The sequence below is a fragment of the Methanolobus sp. genome (genome assembly GCF_016278385.1).
Taxonomy (GTDB): domain Archaea; phylum Halobacteriota; class Methanosarcinia; order Methanosarcinales; family Methanosarcinaceae; genus Methanolobus.
Map to the genome: position 1 here is coordinate 15606 of NZ_JADQBY010000047.1, position 23802 is coordinate 39407.

The 23802-nt window shown below is 37.7% G+C and carries 24 protein-coding genes and 1 pseudogene; 13 read left to right on the forward strand and 12 right to left on the reverse strand.

Annotated features, from left to right (window positions below; genetic code table 11):
- Positions 1-25: 25 nt before the first annotated feature.
- From QZZ23_RS14110 to QZZ23_RS14125, 4 genes are all read left to right on the forward strand, one after another.
- Positions 26-937: a DMT family transporter gene (locus QZZ23_RS14110; RefSeq protein WP_292471403.1), complete on the forward strand. Its 912-nt coding sequence runs from the start codon at positions 26-28 to the stop codon at positions 935-937.
- Between the two features lie 154 nt (positions 938-1091).
- Positions 1092-1427 carry a carboxymuconolactone decarboxylase family protein gene (locus tag QZZ23_RS14115; protein WP_292471405.1) on the forward strand — a complete coding sequence of 112 codons (336 nt, stop codon included), beginning with the start codon at positions 1092-1094 and terminating at the stop codon, positions 1425-1427.
- 188 nt (positions 1428-1615) lie between these two features.
- Positions 1616-1936: a hypothetical protein gene (locus QZZ23_RS14120; protein ID WP_292471407.1), complete on the forward strand. Its 321-nt coding sequence runs from the start codon at positions 1616-1618 to the stop codon at positions 1934-1936.
- A 14-nt stretch (positions 1937-1950) separates the two neighbouring features.
- On the forward strand, positions 1951-2274 hold the full coding sequence (locus tag QZZ23_RS14125; RefSeq protein ID WP_292471409.1) for a hypothetical protein: 324 nt from the start codon (positions 1951-1953) through the stop codon (positions 2272-2274).
- Between the two features lie 125 nt (positions 2275-2399).
- Here the strand turns inward: QZZ23_RS14125 and QZZ23_RS14130 are convergent, their stop codons facing one another.
- Positions 2400-2564 carry a hypothetical protein gene (locus QZZ23_RS14130; protein WP_292471411.1) on the reverse strand — a complete coding sequence of 55 codons (165 nt, stop codon included), beginning with the start codon at positions 2562-2564 and terminating at the stop codon, positions 2400-2402.
- A gap of 183 nt (positions 2565-2747) precedes the next feature.
- Here QZZ23_RS14130 and QZZ23_RS14135 point away from each other — a divergent pair, with 183 nt between their 5' ends.
- On the forward strand, positions 2748-3458 hold the full coding sequence (locus QZZ23_RS14135; protein WP_292471413.1) for a protease inhibitor I42 family protein: 711 nt from the start codon (positions 2748-2750) through the stop codon (positions 3456-3458).
- 215 nt (positions 3459-3673) lie between these two features.
- Here the strand turns inward: QZZ23_RS14135 and QZZ23_RS14140 are convergent.
- Positions 3674-4540, reverse strand: a pseudogene (locus tag QZZ23_RS14140) (solute carrier family 23 protein); the annotation flags it as partial.
- A 347-nt stretch (positions 4541-4887) separates the two neighbouring features.
- On the opposite strand from QZZ23_RS14140, the gene QZZ23_RS14145 reads away from it, so the two are divergent.
- A complete protein-coding gene (locus QZZ23_RS14145; RefSeq protein ID WP_292471416.1) occupies positions 4888-5082 on the forward strand; it encodes a hypothetical protein in 195 nt (64 codons plus the stop codon).
- Between the two features lies 1 nt (position 5083).
- Here QZZ23_RS14145 and sfsA read toward each other — a convergent pair whose 3' ends face one another.
- A complete protein-coding gene (gene sfsA, locus QZZ23_RS14150; RefSeq protein ID WP_292471418.1) occupies positions 5084-5875 on the reverse strand; it encodes a DNA/RNA nuclease SfsA in 792 nt (263 codons plus the stop codon).
- A 337-nt stretch (positions 5876-6212) separates the two neighbouring features.
- Here sfsA and QZZ23_RS14155 point away from each other — a divergent pair, with 337 nt between their 5' ends.
- The gene (locus QZZ23_RS14155) at positions 6213-6473 is read left to right on the forward strand and encodes a hypothetical protein (protein WP_292471420.1); all 261 of its coding nucleotides are present in this window, start codon (positions 6213-6215) and stop codon (positions 6471-6473) included.
- A gap of 314 nt (positions 6474-6787) precedes the next feature.
- The gene (locus QZZ23_RS14160) at positions 6788-7876 is read left to right on the forward strand and encodes a DegT/DnrJ/EryC1/StrS aminotransferase family protein (RefSeq protein ID WP_292471421.1); all 1089 of its coding nucleotides are present in this window, start codon (positions 6788-6790) and stop codon (positions 7874-7876) included.
- A gap of 86 nt (positions 7877-7962) precedes the next feature.
- Here QZZ23_RS14160 and QZZ23_RS14165 read toward each other — a convergent pair whose 3' ends face one another.
- A complete protein-coding gene (locus QZZ23_RS14165) occupies positions 7963-8211 on the reverse strand; it encodes a hypothetical protein (protein ID WP_292471423.1) in 249 nt (82 codons plus the stop codon).
- 219 nt (positions 8212-8430) lie between these two features.
- Here QZZ23_RS14165 and QZZ23_RS14170 point away from each other — a divergent pair, with 219 nt between their 5' ends.
- The 3 genes from QZZ23_RS14170 (at position 8431) to QZZ23_RS14180 (ending at position 12196) form a co-directional block, all read left to right on the forward strand.
- The gene (locus QZZ23_RS14170; protein WP_292471425.1) at positions 8431-9660 is read left to right on the forward strand and encodes an ATP-grasp domain-containing protein; all 1230 of its coding nucleotides are present in this window, start codon (positions 8431-8433) and stop codon (positions 9658-9660) included.
- 212 nt (positions 9661-9872) lie between these two features.
- The gene (locus QZZ23_RS14175; protein ID WP_292471426.1) at positions 9873-11321 is read left to right on the forward strand and encodes a lipopolysaccharide biosynthesis protein; all 1449 of its coding nucleotides are present in this window, start codon (positions 9873-9875) and stop codon (positions 11319-11321) included.
- Complete coding sequence (locus QZZ23_RS14180; protein WP_292471429.1) at positions 11318-12196, forward strand: glycosyltransferase; 879 nt, start codon at positions 11318-11320, stop codon at positions 12194-12196. The genes QZZ23_RS14175 and QZZ23_RS14180 overlap by 4 nt, the downstream gene beginning before the upstream one ends.
- Before the next feature lie 214 nt (positions 12197-12410).
- Here the strand turns inward: QZZ23_RS14180 and QZZ23_RS14185 are convergent, their stop codons facing one another.
- From QZZ23_RS14185 to QZZ23_RS14215, 7 genes are all read right to left on the reverse strand, one after another.
- Positions 12411-13088 carry a hypothetical protein gene (locus tag QZZ23_RS14185; protein WP_292471432.1) on the reverse strand — a complete coding sequence of 226 codons (678 nt, stop codon included), beginning with the start codon at positions 13086-13088 and terminating at the stop codon, positions 12411-12413.
- 513 nt (positions 13089-13601) lie between these two features.
- Entirely contained in the window at positions 13602-14207 is a 606-nt protein-coding gene (locus QZZ23_RS14190; RefSeq protein ID WP_292471434.1) for a 4Fe-4S single cluster domain-containing protein, read from the reverse strand.
- 4 nt (positions 14208-14211) lie between these two features.
- Positions 14212-15735: an AAA family ATPase gene (locus tag QZZ23_RS14195; RefSeq protein WP_292471437.1), complete on the reverse strand. Its 1524-nt coding sequence runs from the start codon at positions 15733-15735 to the stop codon at positions 14212-14214.
- Between the two features lie 212 nt (positions 15736-15947).
- On the reverse strand, positions 15948-16922 hold the full coding sequence (locus QZZ23_RS14200) for a restriction endonuclease (RefSeq protein WP_292471439.1): 975 nt from the start codon (positions 16920-16922) through the stop codon (positions 15948-15950).
- A 28-nt stretch (positions 16923-16950) separates the two neighbouring features.
- Positions 16951-17601 (reverse strand): hypothetical protein, encoded by a 651-nt coding sequence (locus QZZ23_RS14205; RefSeq protein ID WP_292471441.1) that lies wholly within the window; start codon positions 17599-17601, stop codon positions 16951-16953.
- Between the two features lie 227 nt (positions 17602-17828).
- Complete coding sequence (locus tag QZZ23_RS14210; protein WP_292471444.1) at positions 17829-18407, reverse strand: hypothetical protein; 579 nt, start codon at positions 18405-18407, stop codon at positions 17829-17831.
- Between the two features lie 23 nt (positions 18408-18430).
- Complete coding sequence (locus QZZ23_RS14215; RefSeq protein ID WP_292471446.1) at positions 18431-19030, reverse strand: DUF3732 domain-containing protein; 600 nt, start codon at positions 19028-19030, stop codon at positions 18431-18433.
- On the opposite strand from QZZ23_RS14215, the gene QZZ23_RS14220 reads away from it, so the two are divergent.
- A complete protein-coding gene (locus tag QZZ23_RS14220) occupies positions 19024-19422 on the forward strand; it encodes a transposase (RefSeq protein ID WP_292471449.1) in 399 nt (132 codons plus the stop codon). The genes QZZ23_RS14215 and QZZ23_RS14220 overlap by 7 nt on opposite strands.
- 297 nt (positions 19423-19719) lie before the next feature.
- Here QZZ23_RS14220 and QZZ23_RS14225 read toward each other — a convergent pair whose 3' ends face one another.
- On the reverse strand, positions 19720-20535 hold the full coding sequence (locus QZZ23_RS14225; protein ID WP_292471451.1) for a tryptophan-rich sensory protein: 816 nt from the start codon (positions 20533-20535) through the stop codon (positions 19720-19722).
- A gap of 358 nt (positions 20536-20893) precedes the next feature.
- On the opposite strand from QZZ23_RS14225, the gene QZZ23_RS14230 reads away from it, so the two are divergent.
- Positions 20894-23047, forward strand: a complete 2154-nt coding sequence (locus QZZ23_RS14230) for a Tex family protein (RefSeq protein ID WP_292471454.1) — start codon at positions 20894-20896, stop codon at positions 23045-23047.
- The last annotated feature ends 755 nt before the right edge of the window (positions 23048-23802 follow it).

A 23802-nucleotide genomic window follows, 5' to 3' on the forward strand; every position in this document is an offset into this window, starting at 1 on the left:
TAATCCATATCACCATTTCCCATCTATGAACCCGGCATCAAAAAAACCATACATTGAGCTTGTTACCGGTTCCGTTATGTTCGGACTTTTAGGAGTCTTTGTTGATTATCTGCAAGATGTACCTACCGGATCAATGATATTCTACAAACAGCTCTTTGGTGTGCTTTCACTGCTGGTATTTATAATACTCACGGGGAAGTTATCCCAGATAATACCACGGAAGAAGAAACGATACTTGTTGTTGCTTGGGTTTATTAATACTACTACTCTTTTCACATATTTTGTATGCATAAAATACACCAGTTTCTCAGTTGCAATACTCATGCTTTACACGGCACCAATGTATGTTACCCTGCTCTCACCACCCATACTTAAGGAAAAGATAACACGTAAAGGTATAATGGCACTGGTAATGTCATTTATCGGACTTTTGTTCATTGTTGATATATCTGGCATAAGTACCGGATTCACAACGGGCAACCGGTACATAATAGGTATAGCTGCAGGAGTTCTTTCCGGTTTTTCATTTGGCAGCGAAATTGTAACTATCCGCTATATCAAGGATGATTACTCAAGCGTTGCCCAGCTATTCTGGTATACCCTGATAGGTGTCGTTCTGCTTTTGCCATTTGCAGGTGATGTTCCAAAACCTGTTTTTGCAGCTAACCTGAATCTGTTAATAATCTTCGGAATTGTTAATACGGCCATGGCCGCACTTCTGTATGTTAGTGGTATTTCACAGATAGAAGCACAGAAGGGAAGTATCCTGGCTTTGCTGGAACCTGTCAGCGGCATATTTTTTGATTTTACCATCCTGCATACACCCTTACTTGCAAACACCATTATAGGCTGCGTATTCATCCTGCTTGGTGCGTATATTGCTGTAATGGAAAAAAGTCCCAAAATATTCGGGAAATACTTTAGGATTCAGGTTTGAAACCAGAGTCTTATCCAAATCTTCTGACAAAGTGAAAAGCAATAATTAGATTTAAATATGTATTTCAACATATTTTGAATTATCTGGTATTGAATCAAATTGATAAATACCGGATTAACAGTGTTAACTTGGAAAAAACAGCGGAGATATAATTATGAGGATGCTTGAAGAGTTCTTTCCCGAATTTACCGAGAAACTTGATGAAATAGACAAACTCTATGCCGAAAAAAGACCTATAGATGAGAAAACATATCAATACCTATGCTTTGCTCTTTCCATCAAGGCCAGGTCAAAACCATGTGTTTTGAAACATTTTAAAGGTGCATTGGAGGCAGGAGCCACAGTAAAAGATCTCTCATACATTTTTGCACTTACCATGAGGGAAGCAGCTGGTGCCGATGATTGCTGGACACATGATGTTATAGGAGACTGGAAAGAGATATTAAAAGGAAATGTCTGTTGCAGTTGTTCCGGTGACGAAGATAAGTGAACAGATAAACATATCATACTGAAATAGTTTTATTTTAACATATTCTTTTTTTATGAATTACAGCAGCTATCGGACAGAACTGCTGAAAAACAGATGTTTTTTAATTTAGACGCAAACTTTTAAAAACACCAACATGCAATGAAACTATAATTATAGACGTTTTATGGAGATCAAAAGGAGAACATACCATGGCATCGGAAGTAAAAGTAAATTCAGCAATTTGTGGTTTTCAGCACAAAATAACCGGACAACTTGAGGGGAAGACCGTCATCACAGATATTGATACTAACTGCAGCAAGGTCGCTAAGATCTCACATATGGAGATACCAAAAAAGGAAACTATGAACATAAAGGAAAATTATGTCATGGACCAGGCAAAAGATGTCTGCTGCACAACATGCATCGTGCCTGCGGGAGTACTTCATGTATGCAAGATGGAATTGGGTATGCTTTCAAAAACACTGGCAAAACAATCCGAAAGAGTTAGTATCGAATTCAATGACGACTGAATACGTGATTGAAAATGACGACAACTGTTAGGGTGAATTCAGCAATATGTGGGTTTACCCACAAGATTACAGGGGAACTTGATGGAAGTACTATTATCATAGATATTGACACACCCTGTGAGAAGATCAAGAAAATGTCACACATGGAAATCCCCATGATGGAAACCATGGACATTAAAGATAATTTTGTTATTGACAAAGCAAAAGAAATCCAGTGCACACCTATATGCCTTGTACCGGCAGGGGTTCTTCATGTATGCAGGATGGAAACCGGTATGCTTTCAAAGAATCTGGCTAAGAAGTCAGAGAGAGTGAGCATAGAGTTCGATGAACTATAAAAAATAAAATGGAGTTTGTGGAGGATTTGGGGTGCTTTGCACCCACATAGACTTCAGACCTTACAAATATTAGATTCCGTCAGCCTTTTATTAAGAGATGACAGTTCGTTTTTCACGAAGGTTGATCACATTGTTAAGCTGGAAGCTTTTACCGGTTTCATGTTGAAAGCAGGGATATTTTCCTCTTTTTTCCAGTATGAAGAAAGCTGATAGTGTATTCTGCTCATCATACATCGTCTGAAATGGTTCAGGTTAATAACCTTGTATCTAAGTTTTGTTGCTATATCCATATTTTCACCTTTTAATTCTACCAGATACCGGCATCCTATGTATAACCTTATAATATTTAGTATTATCGTTTTTAGGTATAATGTATATGTGCATTAATAAAAATCCAGATATAAACCTATAGCTAAATAATGCGTATATAGATGAAAGTCAATTATTATGAAATATAAAAGGAGATGAGATGTTTGAATAAGAAAATTATCAAAATCATTGCTTTCATTGCAATACTTTCAATTGCAATCCTAAGTTCCGGATGTGTAAAAACAGATGAGGACAATGTGCAGGGAGAATTGCCTACAGGCGAGGATAATGACGCCGTGGATGAGATAACTGACATGGTTCAGCCCATTACAAGTTCCTATTCAGAAAATGACAGTCAGAATACAGTATATGCCATAAAGGGAGACGCCATCATCGTGAAACTCGCAGAGAATCCCACAACGGGTTATTCATGGAACCTGACGAACAGCAATGGACTGGAACTCACAGAAGACAATTATGAACAGAAAGAGGGAACTGATAAACTCGTTGGCGTAGGTGGCATTCATCAGTGGATATTTGAAGTTACCGACAGGGGTGAGCAGAATATTTCAGCAGTTTACATGCGTCCATGGGAAGAAAAGACAGGAGCTGAAGACACTTTCAAACTGAATGTTATGGCTCTTAATGAAGATGAATTAATAAAAGGGACCGGAACGATTACGTATCTGGAACTGGAAGGTGGATTCTATGGCATAATCGCTGCAGATGATTCACACTATGACCCGATAAACCTTGCAGAACAATTCCAAAATGATGGAATCATGGTCGAATTTGTTGCATACCCAAGAGATGACCTGATGAGTTTCCACATGTGGGGACAGTTAATCGAAATAAGGACCATTGCTGTGGAGTGAATAAAAACAGATGATCTGTTACCTGAATAACATATCCTTTTTACTATTTTTATAATTCATTGCCGAGGACTACTGTGATACTCTTTATTCGAGATTATGCATTATTGGAAGCAGGGGACTGTTTATTGGCTCGCCAAATGCCCTGTCATTCAGTTCCACCCTGTCCTTTATTAGCTTTAGACCTGTAACACTTATCATTCCGTAGAGTGCTGCTGTCAGACCACCGAGTACCGGTGCAGGGATAGAGGCCAGCAGGCCGGAGAATTAGGGGATGAGTGAGAACAATATGAGATACCTGCACCTATCTGCACAACCTGCACACAGGACACCCTTGTAAGAGCCACAAGACCGATGTTCTCTGAATAACTGGTGGTACCACATGCACCAAATACACCGGCAATGAAACATGAAATACCTTCTGAACCAATACCACGATTTATCTTTTTATTGTCAATTGGCAGGTCTGCAATCGTGGATATAGCATGGTAGTCGCCCGCACTTTCAATGATACTGACCATGAATGCGAAAAGAAGTATGATTATGGCACTTACGTCAAAGACCGGAGTGCCCCATGTAAATAAATTTGGAAGACTGAAAAATGGAAGGCTTTTCACCAGAGTAAAATCAACCAGTCCAAATACAATACTCATGATATAACCGACCAGTACACTTGTAATCACAGGCATGGTCCTGAATGTTCTTTTCGCTTTCAGTGCAACAAGTATTGTGGTGATAAATGTCATAAGGGCAATGATAGAAGAAGGCAGAATAGTGGCGTCGGAAGCATCGACAAAATAGTCAAAAGAATACTGGACAGCCACATTGGCAAGAGAGAAAACCACAAGCGTGATGGTTATGCCTGTTACAAGAGGTGAGAAGAGTTTTTTCAGTTTGCCGATAAGCCCTAACGCCCCGGTCAGTCCTCCAACAATACCACCAACAAACAGGGTACCTTCCACTGCGGCAAGGCCAATCCCGGAACCGATTGCAATAAGTCTGGGAATGAAAGCAAAACTCGAACCCTGAACAACGAAGAACTTAGAACCGATAAATGTCTGTAACAAGGTTGCAATGCTCATCGCAAGAAGAACAGCCTGTCATCACTGCAATATCCGAAAGTGAAGCCCTATTGCAGAACCAACGACCAGCGAGTGACAGTGGCACCGAACATCGCAAGTACGTGCTGGAATCCTAAAACAATCCGTTTCATACCAATCTCCATAAAATGATTTTAACTAACTCTATTTCAACTTTAGCAGCCAGTCGTTTTCTATATAGATGATAGATATAACTACCACAGTTTTTGATTATGACAACCTTTTTCCCAAACCAATATTCATTTTTCATGATTAATATTGTTTGGGTCAGTTTTTAAGGGGTGAAAACATTTTTGAACAAACAGAAAGATATGAATTAAAGGAGGCATCTGATGGATAAAAAGAAAGAAATGATGGGGAAAAAAATAGAGGACATTGAGATTCCAAGTCTTGACGAACAGATAGATACCTGGTGCACAGTACCGGAGCAAAATGATGATACAAAAAGTGCAGATGACCTAGAAATTGATGCTTGGTGTGATAACACTACAGTGGAAGAGGAAGAAAAGAAAAAAACTAAAAAATAAACTACGTTCTTGTTTCTATTTTTTGTCGGAGGATTGTGTCGCATAGCGGAAGTTGACAGTGGTAACTAATCACCCCATCATTAAATGAGAACAAGAGCGGGAACACCTTTACACCAGCCTCCAGAGCCTTCTCAAAAGTCTCTGCAAATGCAGGGTCGATAATCCCGTTGGCCGTGAAGCATTCTGCCTCCGGCCTGAGAACAAGGATGAGTACAGCGGCTTCATGCCCCTCACTCCTTGCCTTGATAAGTTCTTCAAGATGGCGCTTTCCACGCGTTGTCGGAGCATCAGGGAAAGAGGCGATCCTGCCTTCTGCCAGTGTACAGCCCTTGACCTCTACCCATATACTCTTACCCTCTTTCAGAATCAGATAATCAAGCCTGCTGTCACCGTACTTCTTCTCCGGCAGGATACTGTCCGCATTACTTAAAATATCCACAACCCCATTCTCAATAACCCAGCCGGATATCTGCCTGTGAAATGCAGAGTTAATGAGTATCCAGTTTACTCCTATCTTCCCTGCTATCATGTCCCATCCGGTCTTTCTCTTCGGATTATCGGCCTTTCTCAAAAGTACCCTATTACCGGGATAGAGTACGTCAATGAGCCTGCCGGGGTCATGCACATGAACCTTCTCCTGCTTTTTGTTGCCGTTCTCCTCGATCTCAACGATGGCAAGGAAGCGATTTGGGCGCTCTATGAGAGTGCCCTCGGTGTCGGTGTGGATGTGAAGGACTTGCTGGTAGGGGGTAGAGAGTGGTGAAGTCATGAATTTGAGATGTTGATATTGCAATTTGAAGGGGATTAGTCACATTGGAACCCATGTTTGACAGGTAAAAGTAATAAAGTGTTCTTAGCTAAGTAGTATTCGACCAAAAATGCCACCAGAACTAAGAACACACGAAATTACTCCCAATGAGAATATATATTTTCTTTTTTGAACTATAAGCTTTTTAAAAACAGTTATTACTTATTTAGAAGTGATTCCCCTACATAAATCATAATATATAATGTATTCAGCATAATTGCACATGTAATATAATATAATATAATAATTAAATATATAGTATATGAATATATGGTGAAGTGTATAATTTACTTTATACTTTTTAAAAATGGGATTGAGATTAATGAAAATACTTATAGTTGGAGTGGGAAGTTTAGTCGGACAGAATATTCTGGATGTTTTTAACTATCCACAATTCAATCGTCGTAAATACGTAACTGTGTTTGGTACTAACAGCCTGGAATACAACGCAAATAATTTCCGTTGCGATAAGTGCTGCATCGTTCCAACTACTGCTAGTGGGGAATTTGTACCATCCATCATAAATGTTATATTTGCCTTTTGCAGAGACATTCTTGCTTGGAGATACAGAGAAAACTCCTGAATATAAGGATGCTGTGTACTTTAAAGACCTTCTGGCCCGGCCCATAACTCGGAAACAACCAGATACAATGACTACGTACAAAGTATGGTCCAGTCAACAAAGCATAGAAGTATTCTCCAAGGAAAATAACTACTGGCAGTAGACAATTAATATAGTTCAGTGAGGATTTTCTTAATAGAACATTGCATTTGCATAAGCTACGGCTGTAATTAACATCCGGATAATTTCGAAGCATTACATAGTAAGCATGTAAAAACCTCCCCACATATAGATTAACTTTATTATATATCGACTTACATATAGTGGAGAGACAAATGATCAACATAACTAAACCTTATTTGCCTGACAGAGAGAAACTGAATGAATACATCGACGGAATATATGACAGAGCTTGGCTGACGAATAATGGCCCTCTTACTCAGGAACTCACACAGCGACTAGAGAAATATCTGGGTGTTGAAAATCTCCTGTTAGTATCCAATGGGACATTGGCCTTGCAGGTTGCATATAGGGCCATGGGTGTCTGTGGAAAGGCAATAACAACTCCTTTTAGTTTTGTAGCCACAACCAGTTCTCTTGTATGGGAAGGTATTGAACCTGTATTTGTAGATATAGATCCTGAAACACTTTGCATAGGTTCTTCTGAAATTGAAGAAGCCATTACACCAGAAACTACAGCCATAGTACCTGTACATGTTTTTGGAAATGCCTGTGACATCGAGGAAATTGAAACTATCGCACAAAAGCATGGATTGAAAACCATCTATGACGGAGCACATGCCTTTGGAGTGCAATATAAAGGAAAAAGTATTTTATCTTATGGAGATGCAACGACCCTTAGTTTTCATGCGACTAAACTTTTTCACACAATTGAAGGCGGAGCTATCATCTTCAAAAAGAAGGAAGACTATGAAACAGCTAAGTTGATGACCACGTTTGGAATCAATGGCTCTGACTCAATTGTAGAACTGGGCATCAACGCAAAAATGAATGAATTTCAGGCTGCAATGGGTTTATGTGTACTGGATGAAATCGATATTATTGTAGAAAAGCGTGCTAAAATATGGCAGCAATACCACAAAGAATTAGAAGATTTCCTCCAAATACCACTACTAAAAAAGAATACCAGTAACAATTATAGTTATTTTCCCGTTTTATTTCAGAATGAAGAAACACTTTTGAGAGTTAAAGCAGCACTAAATGAACAAAAAATAAACCCACGAAGGTATTTTTATCCCTCTTTAGATACAGTGAGCTATTTACATTTGCATCAGAATCAAGAGATTTCAAAGGATATTGCCAGTAGAGTGCTTTGTTTGCCTGTTTATCCGGGGCTGGAAGAATTTGAAGTACAAAGTATCACAGATATAATTAAATCATGTTTACTGACAAAAAAAAAATGAGTCTTTGTGGCTCTTTTTTAAATCATCCATAACGATGCATACAAAAAAACCGTTTCCACTAGAATTATTTGTGATATAATTATCTATCAAATTCCTATACCATTTTTCCGCGGTCTTGGTTTTTGATTATTTTCCTTTTTCTTTGTCTCCAAGGAGTAATAGCTATTGCTTCTAGTTGCCCCCTTGTTAAAATATCTATCTTCTGAGTCGTAATCATTCTCCATCATGTGTAGTATTTGATCTACAATTTCTACTACATCCTGATAATCCTCATTGAGGTATTCTATCAGGAAATCTACAGCGCCATTGCTTAGTAGTACTTGAACTGCAACCATGATTGAACAAGAAGTAAAAATAGGACGGATTACTTACAGTGTGTTGAAGCTGGAATCTTGAAATATGGAAGCGTAAATAAATGTGGTAATTGATGTCTAATACTAGATATACCTGTTTTAAAGCTCCGTATTTAGTAATAAAATATTAATGTATTTAGACTATACTCTTAATAAACAGGGACCTTAAAGCAGAAAGCATTGGAAGGGAAATGAACTCGTATGAAGAAAATAATGATTCTTGGAGCAGGAAGAGGTCAGGTTCCAATTATTAATTTGGCTAAGAAAGCCGGATTTGAAACAATTGTTGCGAGTATCCCAGGTGATTATCCTGGTTTAAAAATTGCAAATAAAATATATGAAGTCGACATCACAGATAAAGAAAGAGTACTGGAAGCTGCCAGAAAAGAACATGTTGACGGAGTAATAGTAGACCAGATAGATATTGCAGTCCCGACTGCTGCCTACGTAACTGAGAAACTGGGACTTCCAAGTATTGGCTATGATTGTTCATTAAAATTCACAAATAAATATTTAATGCGAAATGAATGCAGGAAATTGAACATAAAGGTACCTGATTATTATAAAGCCTCTACATTGCATGAAGCTAAAGGTAAATGCCTTGAAATTGGTCTCCCGGTTGTAATCAAACCCACTGATAACGCTAGCAGTAAAGGTGTATCTTTGATAAAGAGCAATGATGAGATCGAAAATAAATTCGATGAAGCAATCAGGAATTCCATGGAAAAGAAGGTTATAATTGAAAAATACATACAAGGAAGAGAATATACAGTGGAAGGCTTCGCCTCGAATTACAAATTCACGAATCTGGTCATTGGAAAACGCAGATATTTTGACATATCTGATATGTTCATTCCCAGCCAAACTATTTTTACTTCAGAGAACAGTGGCCCTATAGAAGAGCATATTTTAAGGATAAATCAGAAACTGATAGAGGGTTTCGGATTGAAGTTTGGAGTCACACACAGCGAGTATCTGGTAGAAGAAGGAACAGAAGAAGTGTATCTGGTGGAAGTTGCTGCCAGAGGCGGTGGTGTTTACATATCGTCAGACCTTATAGAACTTGCCACAGGAATTGATGTTAATACTATGTTGCTTGATGTTGCTTCCGGAAACTTGGATGAGATAGAGATACAGGACATAAAGAACAATGTATCTTGCTACTTATGTTTCACATTACCAGAAGGAATCATCAAAGAAATAAAAGGTATTGAAAGAGTGAAGAGGTTGCCAGGTGTTTGTAAGATATTTTTGGACTCTGTCTGGGTAGGTATGAAAACCGAAGCCATGAAAGACAAATCCATGCGTATGGGCCCAATCCTTATTAAAGGTAAAAATAAGGAACAATGCGAAAAGACTATAAATGAAGTAAAACATCTTCTGGAGATTAATGTAGAGACTTCTGAGGGAGAAAAGGGTATAATCTGGTAAACAATATATCTGAATCAAATGTGATTTTTTTTTATAATATATTATTATATAAGTAATAAAAGAATCCAAAATAATGTCAGCTTTTTGTACGCAAGATTGCCTAACCTAATTTAGGTGACGCCTTCCAGCAAATATATAGTATTCTATACACTATAAATTCATTTTACAAGGTGATTCAACAGTCAGCTAAAAAAACGATGGGAAATTACAATATGTCACTTGCTAAAAAAACAACCGTTGGAATCATCTGGAATTTTGCCGAAATGATGAGTAAAAGAGGCATCAGCATAGTAATAACTTTGCTTCTAGCACGTTTCCTTGCACCGGATGACTACGGACTCATTGCAATGATGAGTGTGTTCACAGCTGTGGCAACTGAAGCTATGGAATCTGGATTCAGACAGGCACTCATCCGAAAGTCAGATGCAAAGCAGGTCGATTTCAATACAGCCTTCTATACCAATATTATATTGGCTATTCTGGCTTATCTTGCTTTGTTCGCTTCAGCTCCTTTAATCTCAACTTTCTATGGCGAACCAAGGCTTACTCTCCTGATCCGGGTTGTAGGCATCACAATCCTTATAAGTTCCCTGCAGGTAGTCCAGAGTTCTATCCTAACCCGTGAACTCAAATTCAAAGCACAACTTCAGGTAACCATTCCTGCAACTATTATCTCCGGAATAATCGCAGTGATCATGGCATACCATGGCTTTGGAGTATGGGCATTGATAGCACAGATGGTCGTTTCTTCAATACTTATTACATTTTCCATCTGGTCGCTTAAACTATGGAGACCAACAAGAGAAGTCAGCCGTGAATCATTCAATGAGATGTATAGTTTTGGATCGAAAATATTCCTTTCCAACCTGCTGGGCATCGTTTTTGAGAATCTGTACGTCATAGTTATAGCAAAAATATTCACAACAGCCGTAGCAGGACACTATTTCTTTGCCAAGAAAATAAGAGATATGACTTTGACTCAATTTGTCAAAACCATACAGGTCGTTACTTACCCTGCACTGGCAACATTGCAAAATGACGACGTAGCTTTGAAATCAGGATACAGAAAAATTATAAGGGTCACTACTTATCTGGTTTTCCCGGGAATGGGGTTTTTAGCAGCATTAGCAGAACCTTTCTTTGTTTTAATGCTAAATATAAAATGGATTCCAGCTGTTCCATACCTTCAGCTTTTGTGTATAGGAGGTTTAATGTATCCATTACATTCAATTAATATGAATATCCTGCAAATAAAAGGACGTTCTGATCTTTTACTTTATCTTGAAGTTTTCAAAAAGATTTTTACTGTAATCATTCTTTTAACAACTGTAAAGTATGGAGTAATAGCAATTCTTGTAGGACAGGTAATAGCAAGTTTTCTTTCATACATCCCCAACAGCTATTTTTCCGGAAAAATGATAAATTATCCTTCCAGCGAACAGATGTCAGACTTTGTCCCGAGCTTGATATTATCTGGAACGATTTCAATTGCCATTTATTTTGCTGTATCTACGTTAGTATTGCCAGCATACATAGAACTGTTACTTTTTGGTGCTCTTGCTGTAATCGTATATATTGGAGCAAGCTATATTTTGAAAGTAGAAGCAATTTATATAATATATCATTTAATAAAAGGCACACTTAAAAAGAGGCATCAATGAAAGAAGAAGAAGAAATAATGGTTAGTATCTGCTGCATTGCATACAACCAGGAAAAATTCATAGCTGATGCAATTGAAGGATTCCTGATGCAGGAAGTTAACTTCAAATATGAGATCCTTATACATGATGACGCATCACAGGACGGAACAGCAGATATTATCCGCTCTTATGAACAAAAATATCCCGATTTGATCAAACCAATTTATCAAACAGTAAATCAGTATTCAAAAGGCATAAAAGTATCCTCTGCATTTAACCGCCCACGAGCTAAAGGAAAATATGTTGCTTTTTGTGAGGGAGATGATTACTGGACTGACCCCAGAAAATTACAAATTCAATTCGATTGTCTTGAAAATAACCCGGATGTTGTGTGTTGTTACCACGGAGACTACGTATTAAAAGACAATATCCTTAATAAAGAGTCCAGAATAGCACCTGAGTATCGAAGATCATATACAAGTTATGAAATGATGACAGCTCAAGTTCATATATCCACTCTTACGATTTTTTATAGAAATCTGGATATATTCAAAGATTACCCTCATGAAGCTCACTTCATAAAAAATGGTGATACATTCCTTTTTTCAATTATGGGACAATACGGATCAGGCATGTATTTACCAAACATAGAACCAGCTATCTATCGCGTTCATGAAGGCGGAATATGGTCTATGAAAGCAAGAACCGAACAAAAGTCCATGACTATGAATAGCTGGTTCTGGATGACTGAATACTATGCAAGAATAGGTAATAAAAAGATAGAAGATCAATTCAGAATGCGATATATTATTGGATCGATGGCAGGTGTACCTCTTATTCGCCTAATTAAAATTTTTACTAACATTACAATCAATTATGTCGTAAGTCCATTTTAAAAATTTAAAGATAACGGAAATAAGAAGAAGGATAGAAATGCAGTTGATTAAATTGCAAAATCTATTTTTCTGAAGTTTATTATAAAAGTGCTGTTCATAATATTTGAGATAAAACTCTTAAAATGATAGTGAAGGTAAATTGGTATTGAAGCAAACTGAGAAGCTTTCGAATTCATGGACATATTAAAACTGATTGTAAAAAAAGAAATACACTTCAGACAAGCGTCTTCAACGTTGCAAGTGCTGCTTTCTTCAAAAAACCCTTACATTCTACATCAAGATCGCCATTATTAAGTGAGTGAGACAACTGTCCTATGGGGTCATCGCTGGAAAGTATTGATTTTATAGTATCCTCATCAGCTGAAACGGATACATTAGCTTCGATTCCATTGGTTGAGGAAACTTCACTGAACTCTGTAATTAAACCGTCTTTTGTAACGGCTTTTATCTTCAGGTTGGTATTATCGGTCTTTGCAATCTCAAGAAGGATTACATCATTTCCTGCAATTTTTTTAATTACATAAGGAACTTCATCAATGCCATTATTGTAATACTCGGTGTATCTTTTCATCTGGCTGTAGAGATCGGTTTTTATAGATTTTGTATAACCTTCGGCATTAGCCTGTGCTTGGGAAGCAGATGAGCTGGAACCGGAATCAGTGTTTGAACTGGAAATACTGTCGGATTTATAGTTTGAAGGTGGTATTGAAGATTTACTGCTATCCAAAACTATGTTTCCGAGGGAACCTAAAACATCATGGTCACTGATTTCTTCCTTTATAGCACCTGCAACTTCTGCAAGTGACAGGTTCGAAAGTAACAGAATAATTAGAATTACTGTACCAACTGAGAGAATTCTTTTTACATACAACCCTTTAGTATCCACTCTCATAATTAGTAGCATTTATGTCATGTTTAAAAAGACTATGTCCATGAAAGTTTTTGAATATGTACATGGAATAGAAGAAGTCTAAAATCCGGTCAAATATTTGTTCACCCGTTACTACTGTTAAAATTCACTAACTATAAGTAGGAATAATTATGCATTGTTATGCATATAAGACTGAATAGCAGTTCAAAATAGGACTTTTCAACGAGTTACCAGAATTGTTGTCAGGGGGAATATATATGAAAACAGGAGCAAGTAAACCTATTTATATAAATGTATCGGAGGATATAACCAACTTTCCTAGGTAAACGGTCCTGTATAATTCAATTGTTTGCGGCTTCATGTAGGTGCATACGTACTCACGATATAATGATTAGTATAGAATTACGATGCCCATAAACTATAGTTTAGCTTATAAGCCTTAAAGATACCACAATTTGCTCGTAGTAGTCTCACCTTAGGTTCATTTGAACCGTGTCTGTATGATACAACATCAAAAAGGTAGAAAAGTTTATACTACTTTTGAAAAACAATTTTTATCTTAGAATCAATCTCATCGACAAATCCTGAAAAATGAACATCTTCTCCTTCTATGATATATTCCACATTATTGTGTGAGAAAGTATCGTCATTGTTATAGACATCCGTAAGAAAAACAACTATTTTGTCAGGATCATCAAACCACGTTCTATTCGGGTAGTTTATGTCCTTCTGAAATGGACCCGCTATAAGAATATCCATATTTTTAAGGAGAGATTTCACGTTCAAGTTTGTAGAATTCAGAAGCTTATCTGATGTGTATCCAGAAAAGCATACCACTGATAAATTATTCCCTTTAATAACTTTTAAAAATAATCCTAATGCATTGCTCTGCTGAAAAGGTTCCCCTCCTGTAAGAGTAATGCCTTCACAGTTAGTATCTTGGCACAATTTTACAATTTCAGCCGCAAACGTCCCAGGATTCACGAGGTTTTTAATAACATGCGGTTGCAGTGTGGGGTTGAAGCAACCTTTACACCTGATGGTGCAACCCTGTACCCAAATCACTATTCTTTTCCCAGGACCATTAACATAGCTCCCTATCACCACATCAGCAACATTGAGTAAAGGGCTTTCATCCATTAGATCACTCTGTTATATCAAATTTAATTTTTGTTTCAGAATTACTATCAAAACTAACATGGATACTTCTTCCTGGTATGAGGAACTGTTTGTTCCTGAATAGATATCTTGAAAGTGGATTTATGAGATCCCTTTCTGCAGCGTTGAGTAATCCCCTACCGCCATGAGACATTTCAGCACGTTTTTCAAAATATGCATAGATCTCATTGTCAAGAAGGAGTTTAACATTGAATTTACTGCTTACAATTTTCTGAAGAGGTTCTAACTTTCGCTTGATGATTTCCTGGCGCAAATTTTTGTCTTCAATTGTATTGAACACAATAATATTATCTCCAATCCTGTTAAGTAGTTCAGGCCTTTTCAAAACATTATTGAAATGATTCTTTACTTCTCTCATATAATCAGAGGTCATTTCCTCGTAGCCTTTACTGCTGTCAACAGTCGAAGCACCAATATTACTTGTAAAAATTATGATACTCTCAGAGAAATAAGCTGTAACACCTTTCCCATCAGTGAGTCTTCCATCTTCAAATATTTGCAGGAATTTATCCAGTATCCTTGGATGAGCCTTCTCTATTTCATCAAAAAGAAGTACACTAAAGGGTTTTTCCAGAACTGCGTTGATAAGCTGTCCTCCTTCTTCGAATCCAACATACCCAGGTGGTGCACCTATGAGACGCTGATCAGATTCCTCATGACTATATTCACTCATATCGAATCGAACGCATGCCGTTTCATCTCCAAACAAGAATTCTGCAGTTGCTTTAGCAAGTTCTGTCTTTCCAACTCCGGTAGGTCCTACAAAAAACAGTACCCCTTTTGGTTTGCTCATCTTGGCGGAATGCTGTATTCCAGAAAGGCCCATTGCAGCTTTTATAATAGTAGTGGATACATGATCTACAGCATGGTCCTGACCTACAACACGTTTTTTGAGATCATCTTCAACGGTCATTAGCTTTCCATCAGAAAGATCTTCCCATGGGGATCTCCTCTGTCCGAATCTATAAAGATTTATCAATTTCTCGGCTGTAAGGTCTGGATTATCATAACCAAGTTTTGTAATCTGCACCATATCTATGGTCTTCAATCCCTCTGTAAGGTCTGCAAAGTCGCTGTCATCCTCAGGTCGTTTCAGTTCTATGACTACTAGGGGCATCCCGTTGATGAACAATACAATATCAGGTCTGCGATTGTTCCTGTTCTCTATTACTGTGAACTGGTTGACCGCAAGGAAATCATTGTTATTAAGGTCGTCAAAATCAAAGAGCTGTACCTTGTCATATACCACTTCGCCTTCCTTATTGCGGTATTCCACATCCACCCCATTAACCAGCATGTAATGGAAGGATCGATTGCTGTGTATAAGGTCCTGTGATTCTTCCCTTATGACTATTTTCAGTGCTTCTTCTCTGGCTTCATGAGGAATATGTGAATTTATATGACCTATGGCGGACCTGAGTCTTTCAATAAGCACCACATCAGAGAAGTTGACCCTTTCAGCATCGGGAGTATCAGGTGCTATATCCAAGTTCTGTGAGTATCTCAAGAGCTGCTTCTTCGACATCTGATTCAGGGATTATGCAGGACATGGGTTGAAAATATTAAGAAATTATTTTTATATTTAAAAGAACTTAACATTCTAAATATTTAAGGTTGCCTATTTCTTAATAAACTAAAAAAAGAACTACCAATTTGGTATTAATTGGTAGTCATTGGTATATCATCTAAACTCGTTGCCATTCAGGCACGGACTAAACCTGGTTTTAGTCCAAGACGATCTTGAAACTCTCGTGGAATGTCACTCCAGTGTTCTACTAGCAGATCTACCAATTGCCTTCCGTTAACTAGTCCAATGCGAGGGAAACCGGTTTCCAAGGCAATGTCTGTTGCATTATTCTGGAAATCTGCGGTAGTGATGAATGCACCTTGACCACCAAACGGTATTGCCTGTCTCAGTTGCCTAACGCTGTTTGCAGTAATTTTCGTACCAAGTTTGTAGCGTTTGGCCTGTACAAACACTTTTACTTTTGCAAGGTTGGCGACGTTCAACTCACCGATAGCATCCACACCGCCATCTCCTGTCTTACCAGTCACTTCTGAACCTTCAAATCCTACTGCTGTTAACAGATGGCCTACAAGAATCTCGAACTCTTTGTCGTCAAGTTCCAACACTGCCTCAAGTACGGCAATATATGGATCATAGACAGCAATTTCAAACTTATCAACAAGATCATCTCTACCCACTGCTGAAAGGAACTCTTCACGTTGTGATACTGCAAATACAGTAAGGGAAGAACGAATTGTATTCTGGAATGGAACTGAGAAGTTGCTGCGTTTCAGTTTTTTATTTTCCCACTCTACAGGCCGTCGATGGCGGTAAGGGCAACCGTCATCTCCTTGGGAATAGTAATAAGATGATTCAGATTCAACAAGCTTTCCATAATACAAGAGCTCAGTGTTTGCTGCAGGAGTTATGATGTAATCTCCGGGCTTCATTTCCAATAGGAAGCATGCTAGTTGTCCAACTTGCTGCCCGATGACTACATTGCTAGTATCTTCTGGGTGTTCGGAGGCATAAAGTGGATACAATTCCTCTCGACTAGAAATGGAGGATAAATCTTTCTCATAGATATATCCGATGCCAACAAATCCATTATTCACGAAGTGCTGTGCATATACGCCATATTCAGCACGAACACACCAAACATTAGTCACTCATAATCACCCTATTATTTTATATCGTTTATTTAAAGTTCATTAAAATCCTTCGTAATTCCTCAAAATCCTTCTCTGAAAGAGATTCCTTGTTCAATTTTTGTTCATTCCAAAGTCCACTCATTTTTATTTTTTCCTTGGGAGAATGATTGCCTAACCAGTTCAAAGAGGGTTTGCATTCAGTACAGAGTGAGAGCGTAGAGATTAACTTTGACTCTAACTCCATTCGTTTGTCCTTATCTGTAACTTCAAATACCACAAAGGAAAAGTTATCCCGGATATATTGGCTAACTTTTTTTTCGGTACTGGCTCGTGTAGCTAAATCGATGCGACCAGAATGTTTAGCCTTATCCTTTTTTGTTTTGACCTTGATGTACCACTGTTCAAGAAATGGATCATTATCCTTATTCAAAAGTGCTCTACCAATATGCCCCCGAAGTATACTATCATCTTTATTCTCTTTAATAAAATGCTGCCTGAGCCTTATTCTTAGTCTATCATCACCGCTATGTGTGCCTACACGAACTATCCTGTCTGCATTATGTCCAGACTCACCTTTTTCAAACAGTATATAAATCCCGTTATTAGGAATCCTGTTTGTATCAAAGGGATAACTAATTCTTTCAAGCTCACCAAATAATTGGTGTAACCTGCCACATTTATCATTTATTGTTGACATGTTCTTTTAGATATTGTAATTACTCGCCTATTCTCATCCCTTCTAAGGGAATCTCATACTTTGATATGTGCAGCAACAGGTATTTCCTGTACTTATCACCTTAAGAAACACAAAATCATCATTTTTGATATCAGTAGTTGTTTCAATTGAGATTAAACATTTTTGCTGACGCATGATATGAATACATTCTTTATCATTTTCAGCACTCAATATAAATCTGCTTTATGTCATAAGATGTATTCCTCTTTTTGAAGAGGTTCACCAAAGAGCCAGTGGTCACGTGTAGGCTCCTTGTTAAGAGATATGGCTGCAACACCAAGTATTTCAAGCGCAGAGGCTTTTTTTAAGTGTTTTGAAATTTGTTCACCATGGACAATCAGGAAGAAGCGCTGTTCCCAATTCTCAAGATTACAATTGCTGACTGCCATTACAATCTGACCAATGGCCTTGTAGAGTTTCTGTTCCGGTTGTCTGGAAGATGCACCTTCTGCTTCAGCAATAATACAAAGTCCTTTTTCAGAATTGAATGCAACTATATCCCGATCTCCCTCTAGCTCCGGGAGATTGTTTGCAGAGTACCAATTTGCTCTATTGCCTCCGACAGCTACTCCGAGTTGTCTGAATTCCTCTCTCACTTTTGAAGCATCCTCTTTCATTTGCGTTTGGCGTTCCCGAGCTTCAAGACTATTGCGGAAGCCTCCGGTTCGACCTTCTTCAGATGCATCTATATCAACGAAAACTTTCCACCCTTTGTCCGGGGGGCAGTAACGGCGAACAAATTCAAGCTTAACCCTAGGCTGAAACATTATGACCATTCCATGAAAGCGTATCAAATATCTGTTCCCTCTTTGTAGGGCCAATCCTCCGGCACTAATTTAAGTCCACCTCGCCACCTTTCAACAATAGCTCCTTGGTACAATTCCGTGTCGATATCTGCATGTTCTGTGATTATTACTTGCATTCCTGGTTCAACCTCACTGATAGTTTGTAATACAAGTTCAAACATCCTTGATACAGCTAGTCTATCATTTTCTGTTACTAGTTCCATGGAACCATTAGAGTCCTTTTCTGAAGGGAAATATACCTGTGAAGGTTGATCGAGAAATAGAAAACCAGGCACTTGTCTATTTTTTTGGGTAAACCATTGGTGTAATGCCAAGTGTGCTATAAGGTGATAACCAACCCAATTATCACCACTGCCCATTCTTTCCATTGGTACAGGTCCATTGTCAGTGTCCGCAACAATAGTAAGTTTGTTAATCTCAAGCCGTAAAGAATATTTAGAATGCTCAAGTCCAAGTTGACTTGCCCATTGTGTTAATCTCTGCCCCAGAATAGAAATAATCGAATCAAGGCGTTCTTGAATACGTTCAACACTTAAATCTTCTTCAAGTGCGCTTAATTGTTCCCGAAGGCTTTCCTTTGACAATACAGATCGCTTCTGGAAAGGAGCATGATAGTCAGCATTTCATTGAGATTATGGAAAGTATCAGGGTCAAGACGGATGGAAGACCAAGGACGAGACCATCAGAAGTGCTTGAAGATTCTGCTTACGATAATGTTGTAATCAGAAAATACTTGAAATCAAGAGCGATAAAAAGTAACATTCCTGTCAATATTAGGAATCAGAAAAATAGAATAAGAGGAAGGCCCACAAGGTTCGATTATGAGTCATACCATAAAAGAGGAACAATAGAACGATTCTTTGCATGGTTGAAGATGGGTTTCAGAAAAATAGCAAGTATATATGAACGACTTAACGTAGTTTTTAAGGGGCTAATGGAAATTGCATGTTTTATGTTATGCTGGAAAAAGGTATAAGGGACGTTTTGAAATAGGCTCTATATATGATCGAAGCCTACTGTTTTTACTGAAGAGCATTATATGGAGCAACATAAATGACCTGAATCGCAACCGTAGAAATTGAAGGCGAGAATCTCTTTGCAAGATGTGAATACAATCACCCCAATATTATCAGCCTTCCCGATAAAAGAAAATCATACTATTGCAAAACATGCGGTGCTTTGTTTGTTGTTGACTCCAACTATTCGGATCTGATAGGGGATGACAATGTCTAATGTTTCTTCTTGTCCCGAAAAAAAGTTTTGGGCGAATACATCAAGCTCCATTTTGTTTATACATATTTCTCTTTTTTGAAATTAAAATATATGCCGCGGAAAGAAGTAATAAAAATATACAAATCGTCGTGGAAGCGATAATTGTAGAATATTGGCCGCCAAACCCCTCAGAAGATAGATGTTTTAGTAATATTCCTGCATAAGCCCAAACAATAACAAGTCCATATGCAATATCTCTGTTTTTTAGCATTGTTGTGGCTCCGATAATAAATCCAACAAAAATTATTAGAGCAGCCCAGGTAGCCTCGCTAAAAACAATACCTCTCCAGCCTAAACTGACAAGAAGCACAGCAGCATTAGCAATGGTTGCCACTGTGATCCATCCAAAGTACACACTAAATGGGATTCTGACAAAAATATCCTCTCTTTCAGAAAGCTGTTCATCTTTTAATGTCTGATTAATCAAAATTAAACAAGCAAGGATCACAATCATCAACAACATAGATAATGGAAACTGTTGATAGTGCCATGAGAATATCCAAGCTGCATTAGCAATGGAAGAAATAGAAAAAATAATTCCAATTTTGTTCAATAGCTCTGTATTGGTAGTAGCACTGTTCCCTTTAAAGAGACCAAGTTGGTATAATGTATAGACTCCCAACAATAAGTATATGATTCCCCAAATTGCAAACGTTATTCCTGCCGGAGCAAAAAGATTGGGATATGAATCTGAAACTTGACCAGTTGAGAGCCCATTAATTGGGAGGATACTAGCAAGTGCATTGACAATGATCATTGCCAAAAAAGTTGCTAGCACTGTAATTCTAATAATTGTAATTCTATGCTTGCTTTCCATCTTTTCTCCTCTTATCCTTATATATATCCAACTTTGCTAGTAAACGTAATGGTTCTGTAGAAAAGTTCGATTTTCATTAAATGTTGAAAAGAGGATTAAAAAGTATATATTTTAAAAAGTGTATAAACCTTATACAATTGCAGCATTCTGCGTCCACTGCATGAGTGATACCTGTTGCACATGCACATTTTTCAAACTCACTACTTACATATATGCGAATCATTCCCCAGACATCTATGGAAAATACCAATCTATAAAAATAGGTAATGCAATGGATGCAAGTATATCAACAATTGAAGAATTAGAAAATGTAGAGCATTTATATAAAAACATTATTTATTAATACAGGATGTGCCGGATGAGTTCACAATTTATTATAAGTAATATTGCGAAAGATCTTGAATTAAATGACTTTTCAATTAAATATACAATTGAACTGTTTGAAGATGGAGCAACCATCCCTTTTATTGCAAGGTACCGAAAAGAAAAAACCCATGGTCTGGATGAGACTGATATCCGCTCCATATCTGAAAAATATGAATATTACAAAGAGCTCGAAAAAAGAAAAGAAATCATTTTAAAGACAATTGAAGGCCAGGATAAGCTAACCCTTGAACTTAAACAGAAGATACTTGGCTGTACCGATAAAAACATGCTTGAGGACATGTATCTCCCTTTCAAGCCCAGAAAAATGACGCGGGCTACCATTGCAAAAGAAAAGGGTCTTGGGCCGCTTGCTGATCTGATATACCTTCAGCAAAATATAAAAGGAACAAAAAAATCAATCGTCTCAAAATATATTGATCCAAAAAAAGGAGTACAGACATACGAAGATGCCCTAACCGGCGCTTTGGACATTATTGCTGAACTGATATCAAACAACGAGTTCACGCGAGGATTGGTAAGGAATATTATTCAGAAAAGGGGTTTTATATCCTCAAAAGCAAAGAAAGACTGGATTGAAAAAAAATCAAAGTTCCAGAATTATTATGAATTTTCTGAATTAATACAAAAATCACCATCTCACAGGATGCTTGCGATTCGACGTGGATCAGCAGAGGATGTACTCACCTGGAAAATTGAAGTTGATGAAGAGCGCATAATAGGTCTGATCGAGTCAGAGGTTGTTAAAAGAAGTGACTTTTTATTCACCGCAGAAATCAAGGATTCAGTAAAAGATAGTTTTAAACGACTGATATTCCCTTCCATTGAAAAAGAAGTATTCAACCTCAAGATGGAGGATGCTGAAAAAGAAGCCATAAAGGTGTTTTCGAGGAACCTCAAAAATCTGCTTCTATCACCTCCTGCTGGTGGTAGAATAATAATGGGTATAGACCCCGGTTACCGATCAGGATGTAAGGTTGTTGTAATCGACAAAAAAGGAGATTTTAAGAAATTTAATGTAATCTATCCACATGAGCCTCAAAAAAGAGAGGATGAAGCATCCAGGATTCTCCTAAATCTAATTGAGCAATATGAAGTCGAGCTGATCTCAATTGGTAATGGTACTGCTTCTAAAGAAACCGATATTTTTGTAAGGGATATTATAAAAAGACATAACCTCACCGTAAGATCAGTTGTGGTCAGTGAGGCAGGAGCGTCGGTTTATTCTGCGTCTGAAAATGCCATTCGAGAATTTCCTGATATGGACGTAACAGTCAGGGGTGCTATCAGTATTGCCAGAAGACTACAAGATCCACTTGCGGAATTGGTTAAAATTGATCCTAAATCAATAGGTGTGGGCCAGTATCAGCATGATATTGACCAGAAAGAATTAAAGAGATTCCTTGATATGACAGTTGAATCCTGTGTTAACTATGTAGGAGTCGAGCTCAATACTGCCTCAGTTGAATTATTGTCATATGCATCAGGTATCAAAAGAGCAATTGCTGAGAATATCGTACTATACAGAACTGAACACGGCTCTTTTAAGAGCAGAAAGGAGCTTAATAAGGTGTCCAGACTGGGGCTCAGAACATTTGAGCAATGTGCCGGTTTTTTGAGAATACGGGCTAGTTCAAACCCACTTGATAATTCTGCGATCCATCCTGAGACGTACCATATTGTCGAAAAAATGGCTGCCGACAGAAAAGTCAGTCTCGATCAGATAATTGGGAATGAGAAATTAATATCATTGATAGATATTGATAAATATGTAACAAAAGATTTCGGAATTCCTACGTTGACAGATATACTGGATGAATTGAAGAAGCCGGGTATTGATCCTAGAAAAGAGTTTAAAAGTGTGGAATTTTCTTCAGAGATAAACCATCTGGAGGATTTGACAGAGGATATGATACTTGAAGGTAATGTAACCAATGTGACGAATTTCGGTGCTTTTGTCGATATAGGTGTTCATCAGGACGGACTGATCCATATTTCAAAATTGAGTGACAGCTTTGTAAAAGATCCCAATGATGTAGTTTCTGTTGGCGATACTGTAACTGTCAAGGTTTTGGATGTTGATGTTGCTTTAAAGAGAGTCTCTCTTGAAATGGTGAAGTGGAAATGATTACAATGAATGAAAAAGTAATCACTAAAATATTGCTTAATACATAGGATTTCTCGAAGAAATTTACTGGGCAAGGAAGAAAATAATTTCACCGGGAATTTCAGCTGTAAATAAAAAGGAAACTCTCCTGTAAAGTCAAGGATTCAGGATATTATGGTATTTTCGTTAATTCCGTTAATCTAACTAATCCGTTACTTTTTAATGAGGTTAATTACGAAAATATCGGGTATTTTGAAAATACCCCATATCCAACCACTTTCCCATGATGAACTAAATTTGTGATTCCTGTTTTTCATAATCTCATCGATTCCCGATAATTTCAGTTTTTAGTATTTTCGAGAAATCCGGAATTTTTGGGATTTCTTATTTTGCCCGAACACTTTCATGTGAAACAGTAAGTTTTAGGAAATTTCGGTTTTCTTCCTCCAGTGATTTCTCCCAGGAACTATTTGGTACTGAGTTGCACGAGAGGCTTTTTTCCTGCCAGGAGTTATAATGCGCTGGGTGAAGGTGTGATAGATAGTTTCAGTTTGCTGCGAGTAGTGGAAATTATGGATTAATTGTGACTGGATGCTGAAGAATGAAGATATTTTGTGTTCGGGCTAGATAGGCCCTGTTCTAGTGAGAATTGAAAGATTTTATTCCCTTGACCCAGTCAGTTTATGATTGAACCTATATCAAAACTATAAATACTACTTCATCGAATTTTATTATGGGGATATTAATGGAATTCAGGGAACTTTCTGATGAACAAT

What these genes read in the sequence shown, in the direction of transcription:
- QZZ23_RS14110 (WP_292471403.1), top strand. Translation starts at nt 26, where the DNA reads ATGAACCCGGCATCAAAAAAACCATACATTGAGCTTGTTACCGGTTCC.
- QZZ23_RS14115 (WP_292471405.1), top strand. Translation starts at nt 1,092, where the DNA reads ATGAGGATGCTTGAAGAGTTCTTTCCCGAATTTACCGAGAAACTTGAT.
- QZZ23_RS14120 (WP_292471407.1), top strand. Translation starts at nt 1,616, where the DNA reads ATGGCATCGGAAGTAAAAGTAAATTCAGCAATTTGTGGTTTTCAGCAC.
- QZZ23_RS14125 (WP_292471409.1), top strand. Translation starts at nt 1,951, where the DNA reads ATGACGACAACTGTTAGGGTGAATTCAGCAATATGTGGGTTTACCCAC.
- QZZ23_RS14130 (WP_292471411.1), bottom strand. Translation starts at nt 2,564, where the DNA reads ATGGATATAGCAACAAAACTTAGATACAAGGTTATTAACCTGAACCAT.
- QZZ23_RS14145 (WP_292471416.1), top strand. Translation starts at nt 4,888, where the DNA reads ATGGATAAAAAGAAAGAAATGATGGGGAAAAAAATAGAGGACATTGAG.
- QZZ23_RS14155 (WP_292471420.1), top strand. Translation starts at nt 6,213, where the DNA reads ATGAAAATACTTATAGTTGGAGTGGGAAGTTTAGTCGGACAGAATATT.
- QZZ23_RS14160 (WP_292471421.1), top strand. Translation starts at nt 6,788, where the DNA reads ATGATCAACATAACTAAACCTTATTTGCCTGACAGAGAGAAACTGAAT.
- QZZ23_RS14165 (WP_292471423.1), bottom strand. Translation starts at nt 8,211, where the DNA reads ATGGTTGCAGTTCAAGTACTACTAAGCAATGGCGCTGTAGATTTCCTG.
- QZZ23_RS14170 (WP_292471425.1), top strand. Translation starts at nt 8,431, where the DNA reads ATGAAGAAAATAATGATTCTTGGAGCAGGAAGAGGTCAGGTTCCAATT.
- QZZ23_RS14175 (WP_292471426.1), top strand. Translation starts at nt 9,873, where the DNA reads ATGTCACTTGCTAAAAAAACAACCGTTGGAATCATCTGGAATTTTGCC.
- QZZ23_RS14180 (WP_292471429.1), top strand. Translation starts at nt 11,318, where the DNA reads ATGAAAGAAGAAGAAGAAATAATGGTTAGTATCTGCTGCATTGCATAC.
- QZZ23_RS14185 (WP_292471432.1), bottom strand. Translation starts at nt 13,088, where the DNA reads ATGAGAGTGGATACTAAAGGGTTGTATGTAAAAAGAATTCTCTCAGTT.
- QZZ23_RS14190 (WP_292471434.1), bottom strand. Translation starts at nt 14,207, where the DNA reads ATGGATGAAAGCCCTTTACTCAATGTTGCTGATGTGGTGATAGGGAGC.
- QZZ23_RS14205 (WP_292471441.1), bottom strand. Translation starts at nt 17,601, where the DNA reads ATGTCAACAATAAATGATAAATGTGGCAGGTTACACCAATTATTTGGT.
- QZZ23_RS14210 (WP_292471444.1), bottom strand. Translation starts at nt 18,407, where the DNA reads ATGTTTCAGCCTAGGGTTAAGCTTGAATTTGTTCGCCGTTACTGCCCC.
- QZZ23_RS14225 (WP_292471451.1), bottom strand. Translation starts at nt 20,535, where the DNA reads ATGGAAAGCAAGCATAGAATTACAATTATTAGAATTACAGTGCTAGCA.
- QZZ23_RS14230 (WP_292471454.1), top strand. Translation starts at nt 20,894, where the DNA reads ATGAGTTCACAATTTATTATAAGTAATATTGCGAAAGATCTTGAATTA.